Origin of the sequence: Rhizobium sp. SG741 (genome assembly GCF_012275435.1) — a bacterium.
GTDB lineage: Bacteria > Pseudomonadota > Alphaproteobacteria > Rhizobiales > Rhizobiaceae > Rhizobium > Rhizobium lusitanum.
Genome location: NZ_JAAZQP010000007.1, coordinates 172,146 through 195,452, shown reverse-complemented (window position 1 = coordinate 195,452; position 23,307 = coordinate 172,146). Strand labels below are relative to the sequence as shown.

Sequence of the window (23,307 nt, the reverse complement as noted above, 5' to 3'; positions counted from 1 at the left end):
CGAGATATAGGTATCGCTGGTTCAATTTGCCATATCGATCACGAGCGCGTGACACTCCACGGTGTCGGCGCTCAATCGCCCGTTTGGCAAGAGGCGGTGTAGATTGCGGCAAGCGCCTCGATGCCGGCCTGATCATCGCGATCGAAGCGGCCGGCAACCGGACTATCGAGATCGATGACGCCGAAAACCTTTCCATTGCGGACCAACGGCACCACCAGCTCCGAGCGCGAGGCCGCGTCGCAGGCGATATGACCGGGAAAAGCATGAACATCTTCCACGAGGATCGACTGTGCCTTCTCGACCGCCGTTCCGCAGACGCCGCGGCCGACGGCTATGCGAACGCAAGCCGGCTTGCCCTGGAACGGCCCCAGCACAAGCTCGCTACCCGACCGCAGGAAATAGAAGCCGGCCCAATTCACATCGGGCAACATCTGGAAGATCAGCGCGGATGTATTGGCTGCATTGGCAATCGAATCCGCCTCGCCATCAAGCAAGGCTTGCAGCTGGCCGGCAAGCTCGCGATAGAATTCGGGCTTGCTGTCGTGCTCAATCGTCTTCTCTGCAAACATCGCACACTGCCTTCTTAAGGATCTCTTCTCTCAGGACCAGCGTCAGTCCTTGTCATCCGGATCGTCCGGCGGGCATGGCCAGACGGAGGGCGCCTGCAGCCAGGAGGGCAGCTTCGTCGTATTGTCGCCGCAAGCCAGATTGATCTGCGCCTGCTGGAGGCCAGTGGCAGCCGTCAGATCAAGACCTTCGATGCGGGTCAGGTACATGAAGGCCCCGCCGAAGGAGACCGGCCCCTGCATCACCGCGCCGGCCAGCGTCGCACGGGAGAGATTGGCAAAGGAGAAATTCACGCCTGACAGGACCGCCTTGTCGAAATCGGCGCGGCCGAGCTCGGCCTTCTGGAAATCCGCATTGGCAAGCTTAGCGCCGCCGAATTCTGCCCGTTGCAGCTCGGCATTGGCAAAAGATGCGCCATTGGCAGAGGCGTTGCTGAAGTCGGAGCGATAGGCCTCGATCCTTGAAAAATTCGCCCCGTCGGCAAGGACTGTCTTCAACCATGCGCGCACCAGCGTCGCCTTTTCAAGATTGGCGGAGGTCAGATTGGCGTCGCTCAGATCCGTGCTGTCGAAGTGAGCGCCGGCAAGATTGGCGCCGTGCAGATCGCTGCTTGGCAACATGATATTGGTCTTGCTGCATCCGCTCCAGTCGAGACCGGGCGCTGCGACATTGCCGCAATCAGCGGCGCGCGCGGGATCTCCGCCTGAAGCAAGGAGAAATGCGGCACCTAGAGCCAACACACCGACGCCGGTTGCAATCCCCAGCTTTTGTCCGATAGCGTCGCGAGACCACGCGCCATAGCGCTGCCGCCGCCACGCAAGTCCCTCTCCGGCCAACCCAGCCACCCTTTCAACAAGACTCATCCCGTCACTCCGCTTCTGCGCCCGCAAGCCGTCCGACGGTCGAGTCGGGTGCATGCACGCCTCCTTTGTATATGGTGCTTTGGGCGACAAAAAGAGCCGGTTTTGCAAAAGCAGATCTTGAACGCGGTCTGGGTGTCCGTGGCGCGCGATAACGGCGCGCACAGCCTTGAAGGCAACTCAACGAACCTCCAAGGGTATGGCCAGCTTCGCCGTAGTACAACGCCGCTCTGATGACTGCTTTGGGTGGATTTTTCGGGAGAAAGATCAGTGTTTTAAGCTGGTCGGAGTGGAGTGATTCGAACACTCGACCCCCACGTCCCGAACGTGGTGCGCTACCAGACTGCGCTACACTCCGTGACCAGCGGCGCTTCTATAGACCAGCCATTTTTGATGCACAAGCACCAATCTCAAAAAACCGTTTGATTTTTGACGAAAAGATTACAGGGCCGCTGCCTAGAAAATCGGCAGGAAACAGGCGCTGGAAGGGCCGGCGTGCAAAAGACGCAACAGATTGACTAAAATCCCACTTGTACACGCGGATGGGAATTTTCTTTTGCCGGCTTTGGCGCTAAAGCCCTAGGCGGGACAGGTGGAAACGTCGTGGGACAGCGGCCTTTCCGCGACCGAATGCGTGACAGAAGCTCAAGGACGACACGATGAATATCCGCATGATCACCGCGGCGGGACTGTTGCTGGCGCTAGCCGGTTGCAGCACCACGACAGCAACGACAACAGGCCTGCCGCTGATGGCGAGCAACCCCGTTCAGGATCGCTGGGAAGGCCAGTCCGCTGGACGCTTCTTCGCGGCCTACGGTCCGCCGCTCTCCGACCGCGACGAAAGCGGCAATCGCGTCTATACGTGGCGCGGCGGCTACAAGACGATCACGATCGCGACCAAGGATGGCAAGAAGGGCGGCAAGCGCTATCTCAGCTGCAAGGCCGATATCGTCACCAATCAGAGCTATGTCATCCGCTCGGTCCACATCCTCGGCGACCAGCCGGGCGTCAGCGGCTCGTCCTATTGCGCCGAACTTCTGGCTCCGCCGGAAAAGGCGAGCTGAAACAGGGACTTTATCGGGAAACCAATTCGACGGGCGGCTCGAAGGAGCCGCCTGTTTGACTTGATGCGGCCTCAGTCATTTGCCGCGGCGAACTCGGCGCAGCTCTTCGGCGGCACCGCACCCGCAGGCGGCACGAAGGCCTTGTCGATAGCATAGAGCTTGGCAAAGGGCGTTTCCGCGGCAAGCCCCACGCCGCTCGGGATCGTGCCGTCAAAACGATCCTCGACATCGGCATTGACCAGCAGAATGAAGTCGAAGCGCTGCCGCCAATTGACGAGATAGGGCGCAAAGCTGCTGACGGTGCCGATCTCATCGGGGCAATCGAGCAGGCCAACGGAGAGGAGATTGCCTTCCGGCACAGCGATATCGCTCCAGGGCGGCAGGACGGTCAATGGCTGCTTGCCCTTGGCGGTAAAGACCGTCGGCACGAAGCTATGCGCATAAGGGATAGCAAGCGTCGGCAAATGCCGGAACGTGTCCTGATTCCACGCAAAGTAACGATGGTCGACGACATGCGGCGCACTCTTTTGCTGCCGCATGACAGGCAGGATCGCCGCGCCCTCCGGTACCGCGGCAAGCACGGTGCGAACATCTGCGACCTCGGCCTCGCCCTGCCACCAGTTGAAACCGATCCAGGCGGTCCTGCCAAGCGCAACCGCTGAAAGCATGGCGACGACAAGCAGGGCCTGCCGGCGCGACAGGCGAGGCAAGGGACATACCATCACCATGGCCGCCAGCGCCGCCATGATCGGGAAGCGCCAGCTGATCCAGCCAGTAGCCAATAGATGGCGCGGCGAGAGGCAGGCGAACAGCAGCAGACCGGTTGCCGTGACCGCAAGCCCCGCATGCAGCTGCAGCCGGCGTGTCCGCACAGCATTGGTGCAGACGAGGATCAGCGGGATCAGGAACAGCATGTCCACCAGGACCGTATAGCTCCAGAACGCCGACATCAGGTTGGCCAGGATCAGAACCAGGGAATCATTCCAGGACGCGCCGAGATTGCCGTTGCCGGCATCGGGCAGCACCGGCTGGTAGAGGAAAAGACAGATCGCCGGCAAGGCGCAGGCCAGCACCGCCATCGCCAGCCTGCCGCATAAGCGCATGAAATCGCGAAATGACTTCATCGCCGCCATGGTGGGCGAAAACTCGAGCCCGCAGACGAGCGCCATATAGAAGCCGAGCGAAAAGATATGCATGGTGGTGAGCAGCAGGCCAGCCAGCAGGCGAAAGACAAACAGCACGGCCCGGTTTCGCGATTGCAGGGCATGATCGGCTGTTGCGAAGAACAGTGCCATGCCGAGCCCAATCTGGAAATTGATGAAGCCGCCGATCAGCGTTGCGCACCAGGCGAAATAAAGAATGGCGATCTGCCAATAGTAGCCGCCGCCAAACAAGCGCCTGTGCAAAGCAATCGCTCCGAGCGGCGGCAGCACGATCGCTAGGAAAAGCAGGCTGCGCGCCAGCAACGAAACACCGATCAGCGGTCCCAGCCAATAGGCCATGAGATCGATGCCGACATTGGTGAAGCTCCTGTTCCAATCGATCGCATAGATCTGCTGAAACGGCGGTGTATCGATGCCGCCGGCAAGCAGCCACATGCGCGCATGGTGGTTGGGATAGTCGAGGATCGGCGGGAATTTGAAAATGGCGACGAAGATGGCCACTGCCACCACGAAGGCAGCGATGACGACATCGGGCCTTTGCCTGACAACGAGGGCATCCGCCTCAACAGTGGTCCGCGCCGGAGCCGCGGCCGTCGCCCCGCCCCATGACGAATTGGCGGACTGGTGGGACATCAGCGGACTGCCCTGACCTGCGCCGCGCCGTTGCCCGCCTCACCCGGTCCACCCAAAGCTTGCTCCAGCGCACGGCGTTTGGTCGCTGTATCCATCTCGGAAAAATCGCCGGGGATATCAAGCGATCGATTGCCCTGCACGAGGCTTTCGATCATGAACATCGGGCGTCTCTTGTTCTCCTGCACCAGCCGGCCGACATATTCGCCGATGATGCCGATGCAGATAAGCTGGATGGCGCTGAAGGCGGTGATCGCCGCCATGATGCTCGACCAGCCGACGATCGTCTCGCCCGCAATCCAGCGCGCGAGCGTGTAGAGCAACAGCAAGGCCGCGCAACCGGCGCTCGCAAGGCCGAGCCACGTGCTGATCCGCAAGGGCACGGTGGAGAAGCTGGTGATGGCGTCGATCGCGAAATTGATCATCTTGCGCAGCGGATATTTGGTCGTGCCGGCGAAACGCGCATCGCGCTCATAGGGCAGCGCCACCTGCCGCCCGCCGATCCAGCTCACCATGCCGCGAATGAAGCGATCGCGCTCCGGCATCGACAGCAGGATATCGACCACCCGGCGGCTCATCAGCCTGAAATCACCGACATCGCGCGGGATCGTAACCGAGGCGAGCCGCGACAGCAGGCGATAAAAGAGCGAGGCGGAGGTGAGCTTGAACCAGCTCTCCCCCTGCCGGCGCACGCGCTGGCCATAGACGACATCCGCGCCCCGATCCATGATCGGCATCATCATCAGCAACAGTTCCGGAGGATCCTGGAGATCGGCATCGATGAGCAGCACCCGCTCGCCCCGCGAGGCGGCAAGGCCTGCGGTGGCGGCAAGCTGGTGACCATGATTGCGCATCAGGCGCACGCCGAGCACCTGCGGCGTCTCCCGCGCAAGCGAGGCGATGATCTCCCAGGTGCAGTCGGTGGAACCATCATCCACCAATATGACCTCGAAGGCTTCACCGACCGCACCCCGCGCCGTCGCCACCGTCCGCCGGCAAAACTCCTTCAGCCCCTCCTCCTCATTGTGGCAGGGGGCAACGATGGAGAGCAGTAATTTGGGGGAGGTCTGGTTCATGATCGCCTGTATCGAGATGATGGCGATGAGAGTGTCTGAAAATGGTCAAACAATATTTAAGCGCTGGGAATAAAGGGGAGCGGATACTGGGATTTCTCGAGCGAATTTCCTTCGTAAGTTAAAGAAAGACTGCCCTTGCGTTCTACAAGACAATAGCCGGAACGGACCCACAGATATGTGGCTGGGGCGCCAGGATTCGAACCTGGGAATGCCGGTACCAAAAACCGGTGCCTTACCGCTTGGCGACGCCCCAACAGAGGAAGTGGCCGCAACTCAGCCAAATCGGCGTCTGATTAGCAAAGGTCGCATCCGGCCACAATCACTAAGTTGCGCGTGGATGCATATTTCTGTGCGCTTCTCGGGTCGCTATGATAGGTCTTGCCGCACTGCAATCCAATCAGGAGATCCGATGAGCCAGTTTCGCGCCCGCCCGCCGGCTGTCCCGACCGTGCTTCTCGACGATGCTGTCGTGCGCATCACCCGCTGGGATTTCGAGCCGGGCGCCGATACCGGTCATCATGTGCATGGCCTCGGCTATGTCGTGGTGCCGATGACGGATTGCCGGTTTCTTCTGGAAGAGCCGGGCGGCAATCGGCGCGTCGATATGGCCAAGGGTGCCGCCTACCGGCGCGAGGCCGGCGTCGAGCATAATGTGGTCAATGCCGGCCCCGAGCCGATGTCCTTTATCGAAATCGAATATAAGCAATCATGAGCACGCCCGACTTCGACCTTGCTTTCAAGCCAGCCTATGGCCGCGCTGTTCCCGTTGCGCCCGGCATCGAGCGGATGACGGTCAACAATCCCAGCGCCTTCACCTTTCATGGCACCAACAGCTACATCGTCGGCGGCTCGTCCGTGGCGGTCATCGATCCCGGACCGGAGAACGAGGAGCATTTTGCCGGTTTGATGACGGCACTGAAGGGGCGCGAGGTCACGCATATCTTCGTCAGCCACACCCATCGCGATCACTCGCCGCTCGCAAGGCGGCTGAAAGAGGCGACGGGGGCGCTCACGGTCGGCGAAGGGCCACATCGCGCCGCGCGGCCGCTCTATCAGGGCGAGGTCAATCCTTTCGCCGAAAGCTCCGATATGGAGTTCCGGCCGGACATCGTGCTTGCTGACGGCGAAAGCGTCTCGGGAGACGGCTGGCAGCTGACCGCGCTGCTGACACCCGGCCATACGGCCAATCATGCCTGTTTTGCGCTTGATGGCAGCGGCATCCTCTTTTCGGCCGATCATGTCATGGCCTGGGCGACGTCGATCGTCGCGCCGCCGGACGGTTCGATGGCCGATTACATGGCCTCGCTCGAGCGGCTGCTTGTTCGAGAAGATCGCCTGTTTCTGCCCGGCCATGGTGGCCCAGTGAGGGAACCCGCTTCTTTCATGCGCGGCTTGAGAACCCATCGCCGCATGCGCGAACGCGCCGTACTGGAGCGCATCAAGGCCGGCGACCGGCTGATCCCCGACATGGTGAAAGCCATCTATCGCGATACGGACGCGCGTCTCCACGGCGCGGCGGCGCTTTCGGTGCTGGCGCATCTCGAGGATCTCGTGGAAAAAGGCCGGGTGGAAACCGACGGGCCGCCGGCGCTCACTGGAGCGTATAGACCCGCCTGAGCCGCGTCAGCCTCCGGCGATCCCGAGCAGCTCCGCATCCAGCGCCTTCAGAAAGCCGTCCGCCATATCGGCGCTGACGCCGAGATCATTCTGGCCGTAGCGGGAGGAAACGCGGATATCGACGAGCGTCGTCTCGGCCTCCTCGCGAAGACGGATCAGCACATCGCATGGGAGACCGAAAATGCGGGTGCGGGTCGCCCCCTGCAGAACAACGTCCGTGTTCTGACGGATCAGATCGGCCACGCCATCCCGAAGGGGGCGCGGCTTCGGCACCGGAACGATATCGGGCACGTCACCCACTGTGCTGTCGTCCTGTGCCGGGCCGGTGTTCTGCGGGCGGGTGCGGTGCCTCGGCTTCGCATTGCCGTTCGGGTCGGCGACATCGGCGCCATCGGCCTTGACGATGGTGATATGACTGTCCCTCGCAACCTTGCGCACCGCCTCCAATACCCGGTCGGTGGCCCCTTCGTAGCGGCGGCTGATCAGGGCCGGATAGGCTTCAGATTGCGCATCGCGCTCCTGCTGCGTCACCAGATGGCGTGCCGGCAGCCAGATCTGCCTGGCATCCGGCGTCGCCAGCCATTCCGGCGGGTCGCTGAGATCGGTCGATATCTCGTAGATCGGGGGCCGGGTCCAATAGCGCTCGGCGCCGTAACCGACGATAGCCAAGGGCAAGGTGGCATAGATGAGTGCCTTGACGGCTGAGACGCCGCCGATGGCGGCGCTCTGCCAGAGTTGGACAAGGCCGAGCATCGCAAGCAGCACCGCCAGGGCGGCACAGCCGGCGGAGATCAACAGCAGCAGCACGAAATAAGGCGTTTCCAACGGTCCGAAACGATGACCGATCAAGGTCACCCCGCAAAGCACCAGCGCAAAGGACGCGATCAAACGCCCGGCGCGGGCGGCATGTGAAACGGGACGGTCGAAGCGAATGGTCATCAAGGGCTCATCGGCGCGTCGGATCGGAAGCCGGATGCACCGAATCCCGGAAAGCGATCTATGTTTAGAACAAGAAACAGCGAAAATAAATCGAATGTCATGGCGTCGACGAGCAATGTCCTGTCAGAGCTGAAGCCAGTAACGGCTAGAACAAAAATGTGAGCGCTTGCTTAAATTCCAAAAAAAGGCCATTCTTCCAGTGTTTTATCGAGGCTGTGAAAGGACTTGATGAGATGGAACCGATGCTTTCCAAAGACATCGCGGCCAAGCCGCTGCCGGGAGCGACCATTGCCGCGGCCGATGCAGCCGAGCCGACATTGCCGCTCGAACTTCTCGAGCTTGAACTTTCGCTCGAAGGTTTTTCCGGTGGCGAGGCCTCCTTCTGCGCGGCCGTACGAAGCGCAGCTTCGACCGTGAGCGGCGACTTTCTGTTCGATCTTCCCGCCGCGGGGCTGATTCCGGATTGCCGCAGGTTGGCTGTCATCAGGATTCCCGAAGGAGACGCGGCGATGCGCACCCTCTTTGCGGCTCTCGATGAAGACGGCGCGGAAATCCGCCTGCTGCAACCCGATGAGGAAACCGAGCATCTGCTGCGTTTCGCCGATGCCTTCGTCGATCTGCTGCAGCGGCTGCCGAAAAAGCCGAGAGAAGCTGCCTGAGCATTTGCGCCGGCAACCGATGATAGGCCTTTCGCGCGGCACCGCGCGGCGCTATAATTCGCGTCTGCATATTTGCGTTGAGGACATCAGGTCATGCGTATCGTCGCTCCCGTACTCTCCCTTCTCGCCATGACGTTCGTGCTCTCTTCCTGCCAGACGGCGGAGGAGATTCGCGCGGCGGACGAAGCCAGATGCGGCAGCTACGGTTTTCGGCGCGGCTCGGAAAATTTCGCCAACTGCCTGATGAATCAGGATCTTAGCAGACGCGCGGACCAGCGTGCCTTCATGGAAAGCAATGATGATTTCTTCTGGGGACCGACAATCGTGGTCGGCGGACCGGGATATTACCATAACCGCGGCTATTGGCGCCGCTGAGCGGCGCGGCGTTCCGCCATCAGCGCATTTCCGCTTTTCTCCGAATCGCGAAAACGATCTATCTTCTTGTTTTTACGCATTCCGGACGGAAAACTGCTGCGCACTTTTCCTGGAAATGCTCCAGAAAATCAGGCTCGCCCCTTGATCGCCGCCTGTGCTGCCGCAAGCCGCGCGATCGGCACGCGGAAGGGTGAGCAGGACACATAGTCCAGCCCGATATCCTCGCAGAAATGGATGGAGGCTGGATCGCCCCCATGCTCGCCGCAGATGCCGAGCTTCATGTCATTGCGCGTGCGGCGGCCGCGCTCGGCGGCGATGCGGATAAGTTCCCCTACCCCGTCGAAATCGAGCGATATGAACGGATCGTGCTCGATGATGCCCTTGCGCTGATAGGTCGGGATGAAGGCGGCGGCATCGTCGCGCGACATGCCGAAGGTGGTCTGAGTCAGGTCGTTCGTGCCGAAGGAGAAGAACTCGGCAGCCTCGGCGATGATATGGGCGCGCAGCGCCGCGCGCGGCAGCTCGATCATCGTGCCGACGAGATAATCGATCTTCATCATGGCTTCCGACATGACGGCGCGGGCCACCTCGTCGATCCGCGCCTTGACGTAGTCCAGCTCCGAGCGCAGGCCGACGAGCGGCACCATGATCTCGGGCACGACCGGGGCACCCGTCTCGCGCGCCGCCAGAACCGCCGCCTCGAAGATGGCTCGCGCCTGCATCTCGACGATCTCGGGATAGGAAATCGCCAGCCGGCAACCACGATGGCCGAGCATGGGGTTGAACTCGTGCAAGGCATCGACGCGCTGGCGCAGAATAGCCGGCTCCATGCCCATACTGCCGGCAACCTCGGCAATTTCCTCGTCCGTCTTCGGCAGGAACTCATGCAGCGGCGGATCGAGCAGGCGGATGGTCACCGGCAGGCCATGCATGATGGTGAACAGGCCAGTGAAATCGAGCCGCTGCATCGGCATCAGCTTGGCGAGGGCAGCGCGGCGCCCCGCCTCGTCTTCGGCAAGGATCATCTCGCGCATCACATGGATGCGGTCTCCCTCGAAAAACATGTGCTCGGTGCGGCAAAGACCAATGCCTTCGGCGCCGAACGAGCGCGCCGCACGGGCATCGGCCGGCGTGTCTGCATTGGTGCGCACCGTCATGCGCCGCGACCGGTCGGCCCAAGCCATGATGAGCCCGAAATCACCGGACAATTCCGGCTGGATCATCGGCACCTCGCCTTTCAGCACCTGGCCGGTGGATCCATCGATGGTGATGATGTCGCCCTTCTTCAACGTGACGCCGATGCCGATCAGCTTTTCATTGCGCATATCGATGCGCATGGTGCCGGCGCCGACGACACACGGAATGCCCATGCCGCGGGCGACCACGGCGGCGTGGCTGGTCATGCCGCCGCGCGTGGTGAGGATCGCTTCGGCGGCATGCATGCCGTGAATGTCTTCCGGGCTTGTTTCGATCCGCACGAGAATAGCCTTTCGGCCTTCCTCTTCGGCGATGATCGCCTCCTCGGCCGTGAAGACGATCTCGCCGGTGGCCGCGCCCGGTGAGGCGGGCAGACCGGACCCGATGACCTCACGACGGACGCGCGGGTCGATGGTCGGATGCAAAAGCTGATCGAGCGTCGTCGGATCGATGCGCGTGACGGCTTCGTCTTCCGTGATCAACCCCTCCCCGACCATATCGACGGCTATCTTCATTGCCGCCTTGGTGGTGCGCTTGCCCGCTCGGGTCTGCAGCATCCAGAGCTTGCCGCGTTCGATGGTGAACTCCAGATCCTGGACGTCGCGGTAATGCGCCTCCAACTGCGCGCAGATGCGGCGGAATTCGGCGAACGCCTCCGGCATCACCTTTTCCATCGACGGCCGGTCGTAGCCGGAAGCGATGCGGGCGGCTTCGGTGATGCTCTGCGGCGTGCGGATGCCGGCGACGACATCCTCTCCCTGCGCGTTGACGAGGAATTCGCCGTAAAGCTCCTTTTCCCCGGTCGACGGATTGCGGGTGAAGGCCACCCCGGTCGCGGAGGCATTGCCGAGGTTGCCGAACACCATCGCCTGGATGTTGACGGCCGTGCCCCAGGCCTCGGGAATATTGTGCAAATGGCGATAGGTGACGGCGCGCGGGTTCATCCAGCTGGAAAAGACGGCGCTGACGGCGCCCCAGAGCTGGACCTCCGGATCCTGCGGGAAGGCCACACCGAGCTCCTCCTCGATGACGGTCTTGTAGATGGAGACCACGTGCTGCCATTCGACGGCGGAAAGATCGGTATCGAACTCGTGACCGAAACGGGCCTTCTCATCTTCCAAGATCTCTTCGAAGACCTCGTTGTCGAGTCCCATGACGACATCGGCATACATCTGGATGAAGCGGCGATAGCTGTCCCAGGCGAAACGCGCGTCGCCGGCATCGTGGCCGAGAGCCTGCACCGTGGCATCGTTGAGACCGAGATTGAGGACGGTATCCATCATGCCGGGCATGGAGGCGCGACCACCCGAGCGAACGGAGACCAACAGCGGCCGCTCGGTATCGCCGAACTTGCGCCCCGTGATGGTTTCCATCTGCTTCAGGCCCTGCATGACCTGTGGCTTCAGCTCATCGGAAATATTACGGCCATTCTTGTAGTAGAAAGAGCAGGCCTCGCTGATGATCGTTAGGCCAGGGGGAACCGGCAGGCCGAGGCTGCACATTTCGGCAAGATTGGCACCCTTGCCGCCGAGCCTCTCAAAGTCTCCGGCGCCTCCCTCGGCTTTGCCGCCGCCGAATGTATAGACCCACTTCGTCATTGTCCCCGTCCAACTCCTAGGGTTGAACTTAATTCATTGAGCGGCAAATGAAAATCGACAAATGCGGCAAAATGTTGCGCTGCACAATAAATATGACCCGCAGGCTCCCGATTTCAATCGATTGACTGAAATCGGAGGTCTTCCGGCCATTCCAAAAGACAGGGAGAGAGTGGGCAAGCGGTATTTCGTCGCTGCCGTCGGCCGGCGTTTAAGCCCCCGCCTCCCGCCGCGCCAGAATCTTGTCGATCCGCATTCCATCGAGATCGACGATTTCGAAATGCCAGCCGCCGAAGGTGAAGCTTTCGCCGACATCGGGCAGGTGGCCGAACTGGTAAAGAGCAAAGCCCGCGAGCGTATGGAATGTGACGTCTTCCTCGCCCTCGCGCAGACCGAGCCTCGCAAAGGCATCATAGACCGGCATCATGCCCTCCATCAGCAATGAGCCGTCGGCGCGCTCGACAACATCGGGCGTCTCGTTATCCATATCGGGCAGATCGCCGGCGATCGCTTCCAGGAGGTCGGTCTGCGTGACGATGCCCTCCAGGCTGCCATATTCGTCGATGACCATGGCGAGGCGCACGGGTGCGCGCTTGAAGCTTTCGAGCACCTTGAACACCGCCGTCGCCTCATGCACGACCAGCGGCTGGCGGATGACGGCCATCGGGTTCAGCGGCTCGCCGTTCAGCAGCTGATCGAGAAGATCCTTCTTCAGGATCATGCCGATGGGCTCGTCGATCGAGCCGCGGGCGACCAGAAGCTGCTCGAAACGGCTTTCTCGGATGGCTTTCTGCATTTCCTCCGGCGTATCGTCGGCATCGATCCAATCAACCTCCAGCCGCGGCGTCATGATGTTGGAGACATCGCGATTGCCGATGTTGAAGATGCGTTCGACCAGATCCTGTTGGGCTGGCTCCAACAAGCCGGCTTCCTGACTTTCGGCGATCAAAAGCTTGATCTCGGCGGGCGAATGCAGCGAGCCCTCGCCAGTCCCAGGCCGCAGCCCGAAGAGACGCAGGACCAGATTGCCAAGGCCGTTGAGGACGGTGATCGCGGGACGCAGCAGGAAGAGGAAAAGGCCGAGCGGCCGCACCACGCCGAGGGCCGTATCCTCGCTGCGCTGCAATGCCAGGCTCTTCGGAGCGAGTTCGCCGAGCACGATGTGGAGCGCGGTGATGATGACGAAGGAAATGACGACGGCGATCGCATGCGAGCTGGCCGCGGCCCATGCTCCGGGAAGGAAATCGAGAAGCGGCTCCAGAAGATGGGCGAGCGCCGGCTCACCGACCCAACCGAGGGCGAGCGAGGAAATAGTGATGCCGAGCTGCGTGGCCGCCAGATTGGCGTCGAGATTGTCGACCGCCTTCTGCAGCGACTTGGCGTTCATCCGCCCTTCGGCAACCAGCTCCGTCACGCGACTGCGACGAACGGAAACGAGAGAAAACTCCGCCGCGACGAAAAAACCGTTGGCGGCAACGAGCAGCAGCACGGCGAGTATTCCGAAGAAATCGAAAATACCGCCACCAGATCCAGACATGCTTCCCTTCCGGGCGGATTAGCGCCACATATTGTTGATCGAAAACAAAGCTATCACGCTTTACGGCTGCACGGCAGCCGACACCGCAATTTCTTGTCGATATCAGACCAGTTTTCTTGCCCGTGGAAAGGCGCTCAGGCGATTTCGCGCAGCCGCTCGGCGGTCTGCAGGTCGACGGAGACGAGCTGTGACACGCCCTGCTCGGCCATGGTCACGCCAAAGAGGCGATCCATGCGGGCCATGGTGATGGGATTGTGGGTGATCACCACGAAACGCGTCTCGGTCGATGCGGCCATCTCGTCCATCAGATTGCAGTAGCGCTCGACATTGTGGTCGTCGAGCGGCGCATCCACTTCGTCCAACACGCAGATCGGCGCGGGATTGGTGAGGAACACGGCGAAAATCAGCGCCATGGCCGTCAACGCCTGCTCGCCGCCGGACAGCAGCGTCATGGTCTGCGGCTTCTTGCCCGGCGGGCGGGCGAGAATTTCCAGGCCCGCTTCCAGCGGATCGTCGGATTCGATGAGCTGAAGCTCGGCCGTGCCGCCGCCGAAGAGATGCGTGAACAGCCGCTGAAACTGCGCGTTGACGACGTCGAAGGCGACGATCAGACGCTCGCGGCCCTCGCGGTTGAGGCTCTGGATCGCTCCGCGCAGCTTCCTGATGGCGTCGATAACGTCGTCGCGCTCCTTGATCAGCGCCTGCAGCCGCTCGCTCAGTTCCCGGCTCTCCTCCTCGGCGCGCAGGTTGACGGCGCCCAGGCGCTCACGCTCGATCTTCAGCCGTTCCAGCTCGCGCTCGACTTCGCGCAAATCCGGCGTGCTCTGCATCGCCGACAGGCCGGTGAGCCGGAGCGCTTCATGCGGCTCGACGTTCAGGGCCTGGCGAATGCGCAGCTCGCTCTCCTGCCGGCGCTCGCGGGCGGACGCCAGCCGCTCCTCGACACGGCCGCGCTTTTCGCGGCTTTCCGCCAGTTCGGACAGTGCTATAGCCGCGTGCCGATCGGCCTCGCGCTGAACGGTCTCCGCTTCGGCCAGGCGGTCGGCGGCCACGCGGCGCGCCTCCTCGGCCTTCTGCAATTCGTTCATCAGCGCGCGGCGCTTGTCATCGAATTCATCCGGCGCGAGATCGAGCTCGGCGGCCTCGTCACGCGCTTCCTCTTCGCGGTCGCGCAGCGTCTGGATATGCTCCTCGGCGCTGGCGGCGCGCTGGCGCCAGGTATCCCGCTCCTGGTGGATCGCCAGGATGCGCCGCTGCCGCGCCTCGTTTTCCCGGTTCAGGCCCTCATGGCGGGCGCGGGCCTCGGCCAAGATGCCGCGATCGGTCGCGACTTCAGCCTGCTGGGCATTCAACTTCAGATCGATGGCTGCAAGATCCGGCGCATCTTCCAGCTCGATGCGGGCATTTTCATCCTGCATCGCCACGTCTTCGAGCTGCTCCCGCAGCCGGCTGACCGCCTCGACGATCACATCCCGGCGGCGGATGAGATCGCCGGACGCGCGCTCGGCCGCAGCCAAGGCTTCACGGGCTTCAGCGAGATGACGGGCGGCAAGCCGGCTGGCGTCGCGGGCGGTGCCCAGACGCCCCTCTTCCGCCCGGATCGCCTCCGCGGCGGCCGACAGATGCTCTTCAGCCTCGATCAGCACGTCGCGTGCAAGCTCGGCCTCGGCTTCCAGTTCGGAAAGGCGATTCTTCTGCGCCAGCCGCAGGGCCGCGGCACTCGGCGCATCGGCTCCGGTCACATGGCCATCCCAGCGGAACACCGCCCCATCCTTGGTGACCAGCCGCTGCCCTGGCTTCAACGCCGGCATCAGCCGCTCAGCGTCGCCCGCCGCGACGATGCCGATCTGACGCAGGCTCCGCGTCAATGCTGCCGGCGCACCGACATGTGAAATCAACGGCACGGCTCCGTCAGGCAGGGCCGGATCGGTCGCGCCGCTGCCGTTGTCGGACCAATAAATCGGCGCCTGGGGATCAAGAGGCGATTCCAAATCATCACCGAGCGCCGCCCCGAGCGCAATCTCGAAGCCGCGATCGACGCGCAGATCCTCCGCAACCGGCGAAAAGGCGCCGGACGTGGCGCCCGCCGCCAGCATCTTGGAAATGGTGCGCGCTTCCGTTTCAAGCGCGTTCAGCGCCGCCCGTGCCTGCTCGACCGGTCCGCGCGACAGGGCTTCGGTTTCGCGCGCTTTGGAAAGAGCAGCTTCCACGAGCTGGATTGCGGCTTCCGCTTCTGCGACGACGTCTTCGGCCGCCTCGACCATGCTGCGTTTTTCGTCGGGGTCGGGCAGATCGGCCATCTTCTCGTCGATGGCGGCAAGCTCGCGGTTCGCCTCGTCGGCCTGGCGTTCGAGCCGCATCTTACGGTCGGCTAGATCACGGATGGCGCGTTCAAGCTGGTTGCGGGCGGCTGCGGCCTCGGCACGCTCGGCCGTCAGCGCGGCGAAGATCCGTTCGCTATCGGCGAGCTTTGCGGCAGCCTCCTCGAACGCCTCGCGCGTCTCCTCGGCAAGACGGCCGGAATCGGCAAGGGTCTCGGCAAGATCGGCTTCTTCCGCGTCCAGCCTGGCAAGGATCGTGGCGTTGTCGGCGACAAGGCGCTCCTCGCGGCTGATATCCTCGGCCAGTTGCGCCAGCCGGCGGGTCAGCTCGTCGCGGCGGCGCAGGATGCGGTTAGCATCCTCTTCCAGCTGGTTGCGGGCGAATTGCAGCCGTTGCAGCGCAGCAGCAGCCTTCGCCTCGTCCTCGCGCAGTTCGGGCAGCTTGAAGCTGGCGATGCCCTGGGCCTTCGCCGCCTCCATCTGGATCTGTGCCTTTTCGGCAACCAACACCGTCGCTTGATTGAGGGCACTGTCGGACTCGGCTTCGGCCTCCTTCGCCTGCACCCAGCGTATATGCAGCAGCATGGCTTCGCGGGCGCGGATATCGGCTGATAGCATCTTGAAGCGGCTGGCCTGACGCGCCTGACGCTTCAGGCTCTCAATCTGGCTTTCGAGCTGCGAGGTCACATCGTCCAGGCGCTCGAGATTGCCCTCGGCCGCACGCAAGCGCAGCTCGGCCTCATGACGGCGCGAATGCAGGCCGGAAATGCCAGCGGCCTCTTCCAACAGCTGCCGCCGTGCCTGGGGCTTGGCCTGGATCAGCTCGCCGATGCGCCCCTGCCCGACCATGGATGGCGAACGCGCCCCGGTCGAGGCGTCAGCGAAGAGAAGCTGCACATCCTTGGCGCGGGCCTCCTTGCCGTTGATGCGGTAGACCGAGCCCTGCTCGCGCTCGATGCGGCGCGTCACCTGGATCTCGTCGCTATCATTGAAGGCGGCCGGCGCCGTGCGGTCGCTATTGTCGAGATAAAGGCCGACTTCGGCGGTGTTGCGGGCAGGACGGTTGCCGGAGCCGGAGAAAATGACGTCATCCATGCCGGAAGCGCGCATGTTCTTGTAGGAATTCTCGCCCATCACCCAGCGCAGCGCTTCGACCAGATTGGACTTGCCGCAGCCGTTCGGCCCGACGACGCCAGTCAAGCCGCGCTCGATGACGAATTCCCCCGGCTCTACGAAGGATTTGAAACCGACCAGTCTAAGCCTGTTGAATTTCATAGGCTGATCTCCACCCTCCCCTTGAGGGGGTGGGTCGGACCGAAGGTTCGAGGTGGGGCGATCCTGCGTTCACCCCAGAAATCACCGCCACCGGCGGGTTCCTCGCTACCTCCCCCCTGGAGGGGGAGGTGATAGAAAGCAGGCGTGCGGCCTCGGCCGCCCGCCTGTGCATCAAAAAGGCGCGGATCAGAGAAGGCCGTCGATGAGCTTCGACATGGCACCAACAGACATGTCCCCTGCGTAGCGCTTGCCATTGATCAGGAAGGTCGGTGTCGCATTGACGCCGAAGTCCTTGGCCGCGCGTTCCCTTACTGAATTGACATCATCCAGAAGCTTCTGGTTCGTCAAGCACTTCGTAAAGCTATCCTCAGTAAAACCGGCGAGTTTCGACATTTGCAGCAGTGCGGAGCGGCCATCGACATCCGGAGACGCCCAGGCGATCTGCTGCTTGAACAGCATTTCGACCATCGGCATGTACTGTTCCTGCGGGGCGCAGCGGGCCAGCATGAAGGCTGCGGCGGCGCGCGGATCGAACGGGAATTCGCGGATGATGAAGCGAACCTTGCCGGTGTCGATATACTTCTGCTTGATCGCGTCAAAGGTCGTGACGGCGAAATGCGCGCAGTGCGGGCAGGTCAGCGACATATATTCGACGATCTTGACCGGAGCATCTTCCTTGCCGAGTGCGATTTCCGGCAGCGCGCCGGGCTTCAGCACTTCGCTCATGTTGACATCGCCATCCGCCGGGGGAACCGCGTCGTCGCCGGAGCTGGTGGTCTCCTGTCCGCCCGCGGCCGTCGAGGCATTTGCGGCGGATGCGGTGTCGGCAAAGGCCGAGAACGCCACGGAAAGCGCTGCAACGGCAGAACCGCCCAGCAGGTGGCGTTTGGTCAAGAACATGTCGGACATCGGCATAGAGTCACCCGTCGTTAAAAGAGGTCTTCGAATGTTTCATGCGATATAACGGCTGGTTGCCGCTAACAAGGCACGGTTGGGCAACTTTCTTCAAAGAATTGTGACCTGGCAAAGACAAACAACTTAAATTTCTTCCACAATTCAGGAAATATGCGGTTCGCCCGGTCTGTTACCGCCGCTTCCAGACCATCGCGGTGCCCAACCTCTGAATAGCCGCCCGCAACTTCTCGTCCTCGATGCCATCCATCATGCCTTCGAGCTTGCGAGCAGCCTCGCCCTTCAGCGGCGGCGGCGTGCGGGAGCGCTTCGACGCGGTCGAGACCGGCTTTTGCACGATGCGGATCTGGCTGATGGCGTGGAAGCCGAAGAAACCGTTGATGCGCTGGATGAGCTCGCCCTGCGCATGAGTGAGAAAAAGCGCGCGGGCGCCTTCGCAGGCGATGGTGAGTACGCCGGGCTGGTAGCGGCCGTCATCGCCCGAACCTCCATGCCTTGCCCAGGCGATCTTTTCCGGCCGCGTGCATTCCGCGAAATCCTCGCCGGCGATTTCATCCCAGGAACCGAGCAGCGCCGTATTGATCCCGGCGCGCTTCGCCAGCACGGGATCGACGATGCCGTTGGTCAGCTCGGAAATCTGCTTCTCGCCTTTTCGGGGATAACTCATCTCAATCGGGTTCCGGCACACGCTTTGTACGTTCTGGACCTTGATCGCCCGACGCAGCTTAGCCAAGTATAGAGCACTTCCCCTCGACGCGGCAAATCATGACCAAGACTTCGCAATCCCCTTCGGCCGCATCCCTGCTTGCCTGGTACGACCGCCATCATCGAGACCTGCCCTGGCGCGTCTCGCCGCCGATGGCCGCGCGCGGCGTCAAGCCAGACCCCTATCATATCTGGTTGTCGGAGGTGATGCTGCAGCAGACCACGGTGCCTGCGGTCAAAGCCTATTTCGCCAAGTTCCTCGAGCGCTGGCCGACAGTCGGCGATCTGGCTGCGGCTCCCACCGACGATGTGATGGCCGCCTGGGCCGGCCTTGGCTATTACGCGCGTGCCCGAAACCTGAAGAAATGCGCTGAAGCCGTGGCGGCGGACCATGGCGGGCGCTTCCCCGATGCCGAGGACGGTCTGCGGGCTCTGCCGGGGATCGGCGACTATACGGCGGCGGCCGTCGCGGCCATTGCCTTCAACCGGCAAGCGGCCGTCATGGACGGCAACGTCGAGCGCGTCATTTCCCGGCTCTATGCTATCTCGACGCCGTTGCCTGCAGGCAAGCCCATAATGAAGCAGAAAGTGGCATTGCTAACGCCTGCCGACCGCCCCGGCGATTTCGCGCAGGCGATGATGGATCTGGGTGCTACGATCTGCACGCCGAAACGACCGGTCTGTTCGCTCTGTCCTTTCAACAATGCATGCGTGGCGCTGGCGTTGCATGATCCTGAGCATTTTCCAGTGAAGGCGGCAAAGAAAGATAAGCCCGTGCGGCAGGGAGCAGCCTTCGTGGCGGTCAATGGCGAGGGCGAAATCTATCTGCGCCGGCGCATCGCCAGCGGGCTGCTCGGCGGCATGACCGAGGTTCCGACCACCGGCTGGACGGCACGGATCGATGGTGAGACCGGCACGGACGCCGCCCCCTTCCCGGCCGATTGGCAGGCAGCGGGGACCGTGACGCACATCTTCACCCATTTCGAACTGCGGCTGTCGATCTATCGCGCTCAGGTGGCATCGGGCAGCAACCGCAATGACGGATGGTGGGAACCGGTTACAAATCTTGAAGCGCAGGCCTTACCAACCGTCATGAAAAAAGCGATCACCCAGGCTATTCCTCGCGCATTCATTAAAGCCAGTGCCTAAACATCAGGAACTCATTCATGACCACGGAAATACGGCATATCGTTTTCGATATCGGCAAGGTTCTTCTTCATTACGACCCCACCCTTCCCTACAGCCGCGTCATCCCGGACGATGCCGAGCGCGAATGGTTCCTGGCGAACGTCTGCACCCATGAATGGAACATCGAGCAGGATCGCGGCCGTCCCTGGGAAGAAGCGGAAGAGCTGTTGATCGCCGAACATCCGGAGCGGGCGGAACAGATCCGTGCATTCCGCAAGCACTGGAACGAAATGGTGCCCCACGCCTATGACGACAGCGTCGCGATCTTTGAAGGATTGATCGATGAGGGACGTGATGTCACCATGCTGACCAACTTCGCCTCCGACACGTTTCGCGAGGCGCAGGTGCGCTTTCCGTTCCTCAACAAACCGCGCGGCGTCACGGTCTCCGGCGATATCGGGCTGATCAAACCGGATGTCGCAATCTACGATGCGCATGCCAGGAGCTTCGGCCTCGACCCCGCGTCAACGATTTTCATCGACGATTCGCTCGCCAATGTCGAAGGCGCCAAGGCCGCCGGCTGGCACGCGGTCCATTTCACCGGCGCCGAGAAGCTGCGCAGCGATCTCGCCGCCCATGGCATAAAGGTTTGAACCGATGATCTTCGATCCCGCAGAACGCATCGACCTGTTCCACGACGCCATCAATCGTCTTGACTACGAGGCGATCGAGAATTTCTTCGCTGACAATGCCACCTATGTCTCCAACGGTGTCGGCAGCCTCTCCGGCCGCGCCGAAATCATGGAGGCCTTCCGGGGTTATTTCGATACCTATCCCGACCAGACGGCGTCCAATTCGCTGGTGGAAACGCTGACACCGCTTTCGGGCCGCGCTGTCTGGTCCGTTCGCGCCACCAACAGCAAGACAGGCAAGCCGCTGATCCGCGAGGGCGAGGAAACGATCACCTTCGACGAAGACGGTCGCGTCGTACGCGTCGACGTCACGGACTATCAGGACTTCTGAGACCGGAAGCTAAAGAGACGCCCAGGGCCTTACCGGACGTATCGTGCGGTAAGGCCCTGGGCGTTTCGCCTTCTTCCCTAACTGGAGGTACATGACGGAAGAAGGGGTATTCGGATCCGGCCTCAGGCGACGTCCCGGAAACCGTGGGGCGGTTTACAACCGGACCTGCCCGCGCTTGCGACTGAGGCTACTCCACCTTTGCCATATCGCTGCGGATGATGGCCCGGAGCTCGTCGATCGGGCGCAGGGACCGCCCGTCGTCGACATGCCAGAACATCCATCCGTTGCATGCATCAAGGCCCTGGACCTTCGCGCCAAGGCGATGAATGGAACCGGCCTCACCGCCGGAAGCAACCGTGCCGTCGGCGCGCACGATGGCGCTATAGCGACGCTTCGCATCCGTCAGCACCTGACCGGGCTTGATAAGGCCGCTCTCGATGAGCACGTTGAAGGCGACGCGAACTTCGGCCTTCTTGCCGGTCATGACGGTCAGTTCCGCCTTGCCGAGCGGCTCGACGGCGGCGATGCGAGCACTGGCAGCGTCGATATAATCCTGCTCGCGCTCGATGCCGACGAAGTGGCGCCCGAGGCGCTTGGCGACGGCGCCGGTCGTGCCCGAGCCGAAGAAGGGATCGAGAATGATGTCGCCGGGCTTGGAGGAAGCCATGATGACGCGGGCGAGCAGCGCTTCCGGCTTCTGTGTCGGATGCGCCTTCTTGCCGTCTTCGCCCTTCAGCCGCTCGTTGCCGCTGCAGATCGGGAACAGCCAGTCCGAGCGCATCTGCACGTCGTCGTTGGCGGCCTTCATGGCGTCGTAGTTGAAGGTATAGCCCTTGGCCTTGGCGTTCGGGCTCGCCCAGATCATGGTCTCATGCGCGTTCTGGAAACGGCGGCCCTTGAAATTCGGCATCGGATTGGTCTTGCGCCAGACGATGTCGTTGAGGATCCAGAAATTCAGGTCCTGCATCGTCGCGCCGACACGGAAGATGTTGTGATAGGAGCCGATGACCCAGATCGTGCCTGCCGGCTTCAGCACGCGGCGGCAGGCAAGCAGCCAGGCGCGGGTGAAGGCATCATAGGCTTCGAAGGAGGCAAACTGGTCCCATTCGTCATCGACTGCGTCGACAAGCGATTGGTCGGGACGATGCAGCGTGCCGCCCAGCTGGAGATTATAGGGCGGGTCGGCAAAAATGACGTCGACGGAATGATTGGGTAGTGCTTCAAGAGCCGCTACGCAATCGCCCTTGATGATCGTGTCGATCCAGGACCCCGGAACTGCTGAGGTCCTGAGGTCGGCAAGCGGGAAAACTGACGCCATGTGATACTCTCTGTTACACTTACTCGATGCTCTTAACTGGGTGTTATGGTTACCTAACTTGGTTACCAAAGGCTGAAGCGGAGAGCATTTTCTCGAAATTCCGGTGGGACGGGTTAAATGGCGCCGACAACGCCAATGGCACAGATGACCATCGGGACGGTCCCTGGCAGTCGCAGCCAAAGATCAATCTGTTGGACAATTTTGGCAGCTCCGTCGACTTCGATCGAAGCTGAGCCCGTGCCGTTCGCTTTTGACGAACTGGCCCTGGAGTTGCGTAAAAACAATAACATGGAGCCGACAGAGACGCGGAAATCCGCGGCCCTGCCTTCATACACCTAGCGTCAATGCTTCAGCGAGCCACTTCACCGTATTGCATTGCGTCGAGATCGGCGATCAGCGACGGACCGGTCGGATGCCATCCGAGCCGTGCCTGGGTCTGAGCACTGGAAGCGGGGAAATCCATGCCGGCAAACGCCGACATCCATCCAAAATAATCCGCTGCCTCCTCGCGCGAAATGGACACGGCCGGCACATTCAAGCCGCGGCCAATGGCCTCCGCGATTTCGCGGGCTTCAACCCCCTCTTCGTCAACCGCATTGTAACGTGCTCCCGGTTCCCGCTTTTCCAGTGCGAGCCTATAGAGACGCGCCACATCGAGCAGGTGCGCAGCAGGCCAGCGATTGCGTCCTTCGCCGATATAGGCTGCGACGCCCTTTTCGCGAGCGATGGCGATGAACGGCGTGATGAGGCCCTGCTTGCGCGTATCATGAACCTGCGGCAATCGGACCACCGATACGTTCACTCCCGCATTCAACAGCTCAGCGCCCGTCAGTTCGGAAGCGATACGTGGATTGGGATGGCTGGTGTTGAAGACATCTTCGGTCCCGGGCTGGCCGGGCTTATGATTTCCCATGCCGGTGCCGGAGGTTATGACCAGCGGCCGATCCGAGCCGGCGAGTGCGGCGCCGAGCGCCCGGATGGCGTGTCGATCCTTTTCGCAATTTTCCACGAACCTTGAGAAATCGTGGTCGAAGGCTGTGTGGATCACGCCGTCCGCCTTCGCCGCGCCGCTGCGCAGGCTCTCCGGATCCTCAAGAGTTCCCCTGTGCACTTCGGCGCCTGCAGCCGCCAGCGATTGCGCTCCGGCGTCCGACCGGGTCATGCCGATCACCTGATGGCCAGCGTTTATAAGTTCAGGAACAAGGGCTGAACCGATAAAGCCGGTCGCACCCGTAAGAAAGATACGCACGATGACGTCTCCTTGTTGGTCGAGCACACACTATCCGACCATCCTTTATTCTGTTAAAGTAGTGACCTCATCATATTATAATTGCTAACAGGATCAT

The 23,307-nt window shown here is 61.9% G+C and carries 20 protein-coding genes and 2 tRNA genes; 8 read left to right on the top strand and 14 right to left on the bottom strand.

Features of this window, described 5'->3' with window-relative positions:
* Positions 1 to 71 precede the first annotated feature (71 nt).
* From FHT29_RS19380 to FHT29_RS19370, 3 genes are all read right to left on the bottom strand, one after another.
* Positions 72 to 569 carry a GAF domain-containing protein gene (locus FHT29_RS19380; RefSeq protein ID WP_047560584.1) on the bottom strand — a complete coding sequence of 166 codons (498 nt, stop codon included), beginning with the start codon at positions 567 to 569 and terminating at the stop codon, positions 72 to 74.
* A 42-nt stretch (positions 570 to 611) separates the two neighbouring features.
* Positions 612 to 1,430 carry a pentapeptide repeat-containing protein gene (locus tag FHT29_RS19375; RefSeq protein ID WP_080760633.1) on the bottom strand — a complete coding sequence of 273 codons (819 nt, stop codon included), beginning with the start codon at positions 1,428 to 1,430 and terminating at the stop codon, positions 612 to 614.
* A 278-nt stretch (positions 1,431 to 1,708) separates the two neighbouring features.
* Positions 1,709 to 1,785: transfer RNA gene (locus FHT29_RS19370), tRNA-Pro, on the bottom strand.
* A gap of 301 nt (positions 1,786 to 2,086) precedes the next feature.
* On the opposite strand from FHT29_RS19370, the gene FHT29_RS19365 reads away from it, so the two are divergent.
* Positions 2,087 to 2,491 (top strand): hypothetical protein, encoded by a 405-nt coding sequence (locus FHT29_RS19365; protein ID WP_037193522.1) that lies wholly within the window; start codon positions 2,087 to 2,089, stop codon positions 2,489 to 2,491.
* Positions 2,492 to 2,562: 71 nt separating this feature from the next.
* On the opposite strand, the gene FHT29_RS19360 is transcribed toward FHT29_RS19365, so the two are convergent.
* The 3 genes from FHT29_RS19360 to FHT29_RS19350 all read right to left on the bottom strand — a co-directional run bounded on the left by FHT29_RS19360 (position 2,563) and on the right by FHT29_RS19350 (position 5,613).
* On the bottom strand, positions 2,563 to 4,287 hold the full coding sequence (locus tag FHT29_RS19360) for a hypothetical protein (RefSeq protein WP_052212547.1): 1,725 nt from the start codon (positions 4,285 to 4,287) through the stop codon (positions 2,563 to 2,565).
* Positions 4,287 to 5,360: a glycosyltransferase family 2 protein gene (locus tag FHT29_RS19355; protein WP_051963337.1), complete on the bottom strand. Its 1,074-nt coding sequence runs from the start codon at positions 5,358 to 5,360 to the stop codon at positions 4,287 to 4,289. Before FHT29_RS19355 ends, FHT29_RS19360 begins: the two co-directional genes overlap by 1 nt.
* Before the next feature lie 178 nt (positions 5,361 to 5,538).
* Positions 5,539 to 5,613, bottom strand: a tRNA-Gln gene (locus FHT29_RS19350).
* Positions 5,614 to 5,769: 156 nt separating this feature from the next.
* Here FHT29_RS19350 and FHT29_RS19345 point away from each other — a divergent pair.
* Positions 5,770 to 6,072: a cupin domain-containing protein gene (locus FHT29_RS19345; protein WP_037193520.1), complete on the top strand. Its 303-nt coding sequence runs from the start codon at positions 5,770 to 5,772 to the stop codon at positions 6,070 to 6,072.
* Positions 6,069 to 6,977 (top strand): MBL fold metallo-hydrolase, encoded by a 909-nt coding sequence (locus FHT29_RS19340; protein ID WP_037193517.1) that lies wholly within the window; start codon positions 6,069 to 6,071, stop codon positions 6,975 to 6,977. The genes FHT29_RS19345 and FHT29_RS19340 overlap by 4 nt, the downstream gene beginning before the upstream one ends.
* 6 nt (positions 6,978 to 6,983) lie before the next feature.
* On the opposite strand, the gene FHT29_RS19335 is transcribed toward FHT29_RS19340, so the two are convergent.
* Positions 6,984 to 7,916 carry a DUF1499 domain-containing protein gene (locus FHT29_RS19335; protein ID WP_037193515.1) on the bottom strand — a complete coding sequence of 311 codons (933 nt, stop codon included), beginning with the start codon at positions 7,914 to 7,916 and terminating at the stop codon, positions 6,984 to 6,986.
* Positions 7,917 to 8,158: 242 nt separating this feature from the next.
* On the opposite strand from FHT29_RS19335, the gene FHT29_RS19330 reads away from it, so the two are divergent.
* Together FHT29_RS19330 and FHT29_RS19325 are read left to right on the top strand one after the other, a co-directional pair.
* Positions 8,159 to 8,575: a hypothetical protein gene (locus FHT29_RS19330; RefSeq protein ID WP_037194340.1), complete on the top strand. Its 417-nt coding sequence runs from the start codon at positions 8,159 to 8,161 to the stop codon at positions 8,573 to 8,575.
* A 93-nt stretch (positions 8,576 to 8,668) separates the two neighbouring features.
* A complete protein-coding gene (locus FHT29_RS19325) occupies positions 8,669 to 8,950 on the top strand; it encodes a hypothetical protein (RefSeq protein ID WP_037193513.1) in 282 nt (93 codons plus the stop codon).
* A 128-nt stretch (positions 8,951 to 9,078) separates the two neighbouring features.
* Here the strand turns inward: FHT29_RS19325 and ppdK are convergent, their stop codons facing one another.
* From ppdK to FHT29_RS19300, 5 genes are all read right to left on the bottom strand, one after another.
* Entirely contained in the window at positions 9,079 to 11,745 is a 2,667-nt protein-coding gene (ppdK, locus tag FHT29_RS19320; protein ID WP_037193504.1) for a pyruvate, phosphate dikinase, read from the bottom strand.
* Between the two features lie 208 nt (positions 11,746 to 11,953).
* Complete coding sequence (locus tag FHT29_RS19315) at positions 11,954 to 13,279, bottom strand: hemolysin family protein (protein WP_047560587.1); 1,326 nt, start codon at positions 13,277 to 13,279, stop codon at positions 11,954 to 11,956.
* 134 nt (positions 13,280 to 13,413) lie between these two features.
* Positions 13,414 to 16,875, bottom strand: a complete 3,462-nt coding sequence (locus FHT29_RS19310; RefSeq protein ID WP_047560590.1) for a chromosome segregation SMC family protein — start codon at positions 16,873 to 16,875, stop codon at positions 13,414 to 13,416.
* 186 nt (positions 16,876 to 17,061) lie between these two features.
* On the bottom strand, positions 17,062 to 17,790 hold the full coding sequence (locus FHT29_RS19305; RefSeq protein ID WP_037193498.1) for a DsbA family protein: 729 nt from the start codon (positions 17,788 to 17,790) through the stop codon (positions 17,062 to 17,064).
* 169 nt (positions 17,791 to 17,959) lie between these two features.
* Positions 17,960 to 18,454 (bottom strand): DUF721 domain-containing protein, encoded by a 495-nt coding sequence (locus FHT29_RS19300; RefSeq protein WP_047560593.1) that lies wholly within the window; start codon positions 18,452 to 18,454, stop codon positions 17,960 to 17,962.
* 98 nt (positions 18,455 to 18,552) lie between these two features.
* Between FHT29_RS19300 and mutY the strand changes: the two genes are divergently transcribed.
* The 3 genes from mutY to FHT29_RS19285 are packed head-to-tail and all read left to right on the top strand — an operon-like array spanning position 18,553 to position 20,643.
* Positions 18,553 to 19,641: an A/G-specific adenine glycosylase gene (gene mutY / locus FHT29_RS19295; protein ID WP_173410498.1), complete on the top strand. Its 1,089-nt coding sequence runs from the start codon at positions 18,553 to 18,555 to the stop codon at positions 19,639 to 19,641.
* A gap of 17 nt (positions 19,642 to 19,658) precedes the next feature.
* On the top strand, positions 19,659 to 20,273 hold the full coding sequence (locus tag FHT29_RS19290) for an HAD family phosphatase (RefSeq protein ID WP_047560599.1): 615 nt from the start codon (positions 19,659 to 19,661) through the stop codon (positions 20,271 to 20,273).
* A gap of 4 nt (positions 20,274 to 20,277) precedes the next feature.
* Positions 20,278 to 20,643 carry a nuclear transport factor 2 family protein gene (locus tag FHT29_RS19285; RefSeq protein ID WP_047560602.1) on the top strand — a complete coding sequence of 122 codons (366 nt, stop codon included), beginning with the start codon at positions 20,278 to 20,280 and terminating at the stop codon, positions 20,641 to 20,643.
* Between the two features lie 187 nt (positions 20,644 to 20,830).
* On the opposite strand, the gene FHT29_RS19280 is transcribed toward FHT29_RS19285, so the two are convergent.
* Complete coding sequence (locus tag FHT29_RS19280; protein WP_037193489.1) at positions 20,831 to 21,961, bottom strand: site-specific DNA-methyltransferase; 1,131 nt, start codon at positions 21,959 to 21,961, stop codon at positions 20,831 to 20,833.
* A gap of 349 nt (positions 21,962 to 22,310) precedes the next feature.
* Complete coding sequence (locus FHT29_RS19275; protein WP_047560745.1) at positions 22,311 to 23,210, bottom strand: SDR family oxidoreductase; 900 nt, start codon at positions 23,208 to 23,210, stop codon at positions 22,311 to 22,313.
* Between the last annotated feature and the right edge of the window lie 97 nt (positions 23,211 to 23,307).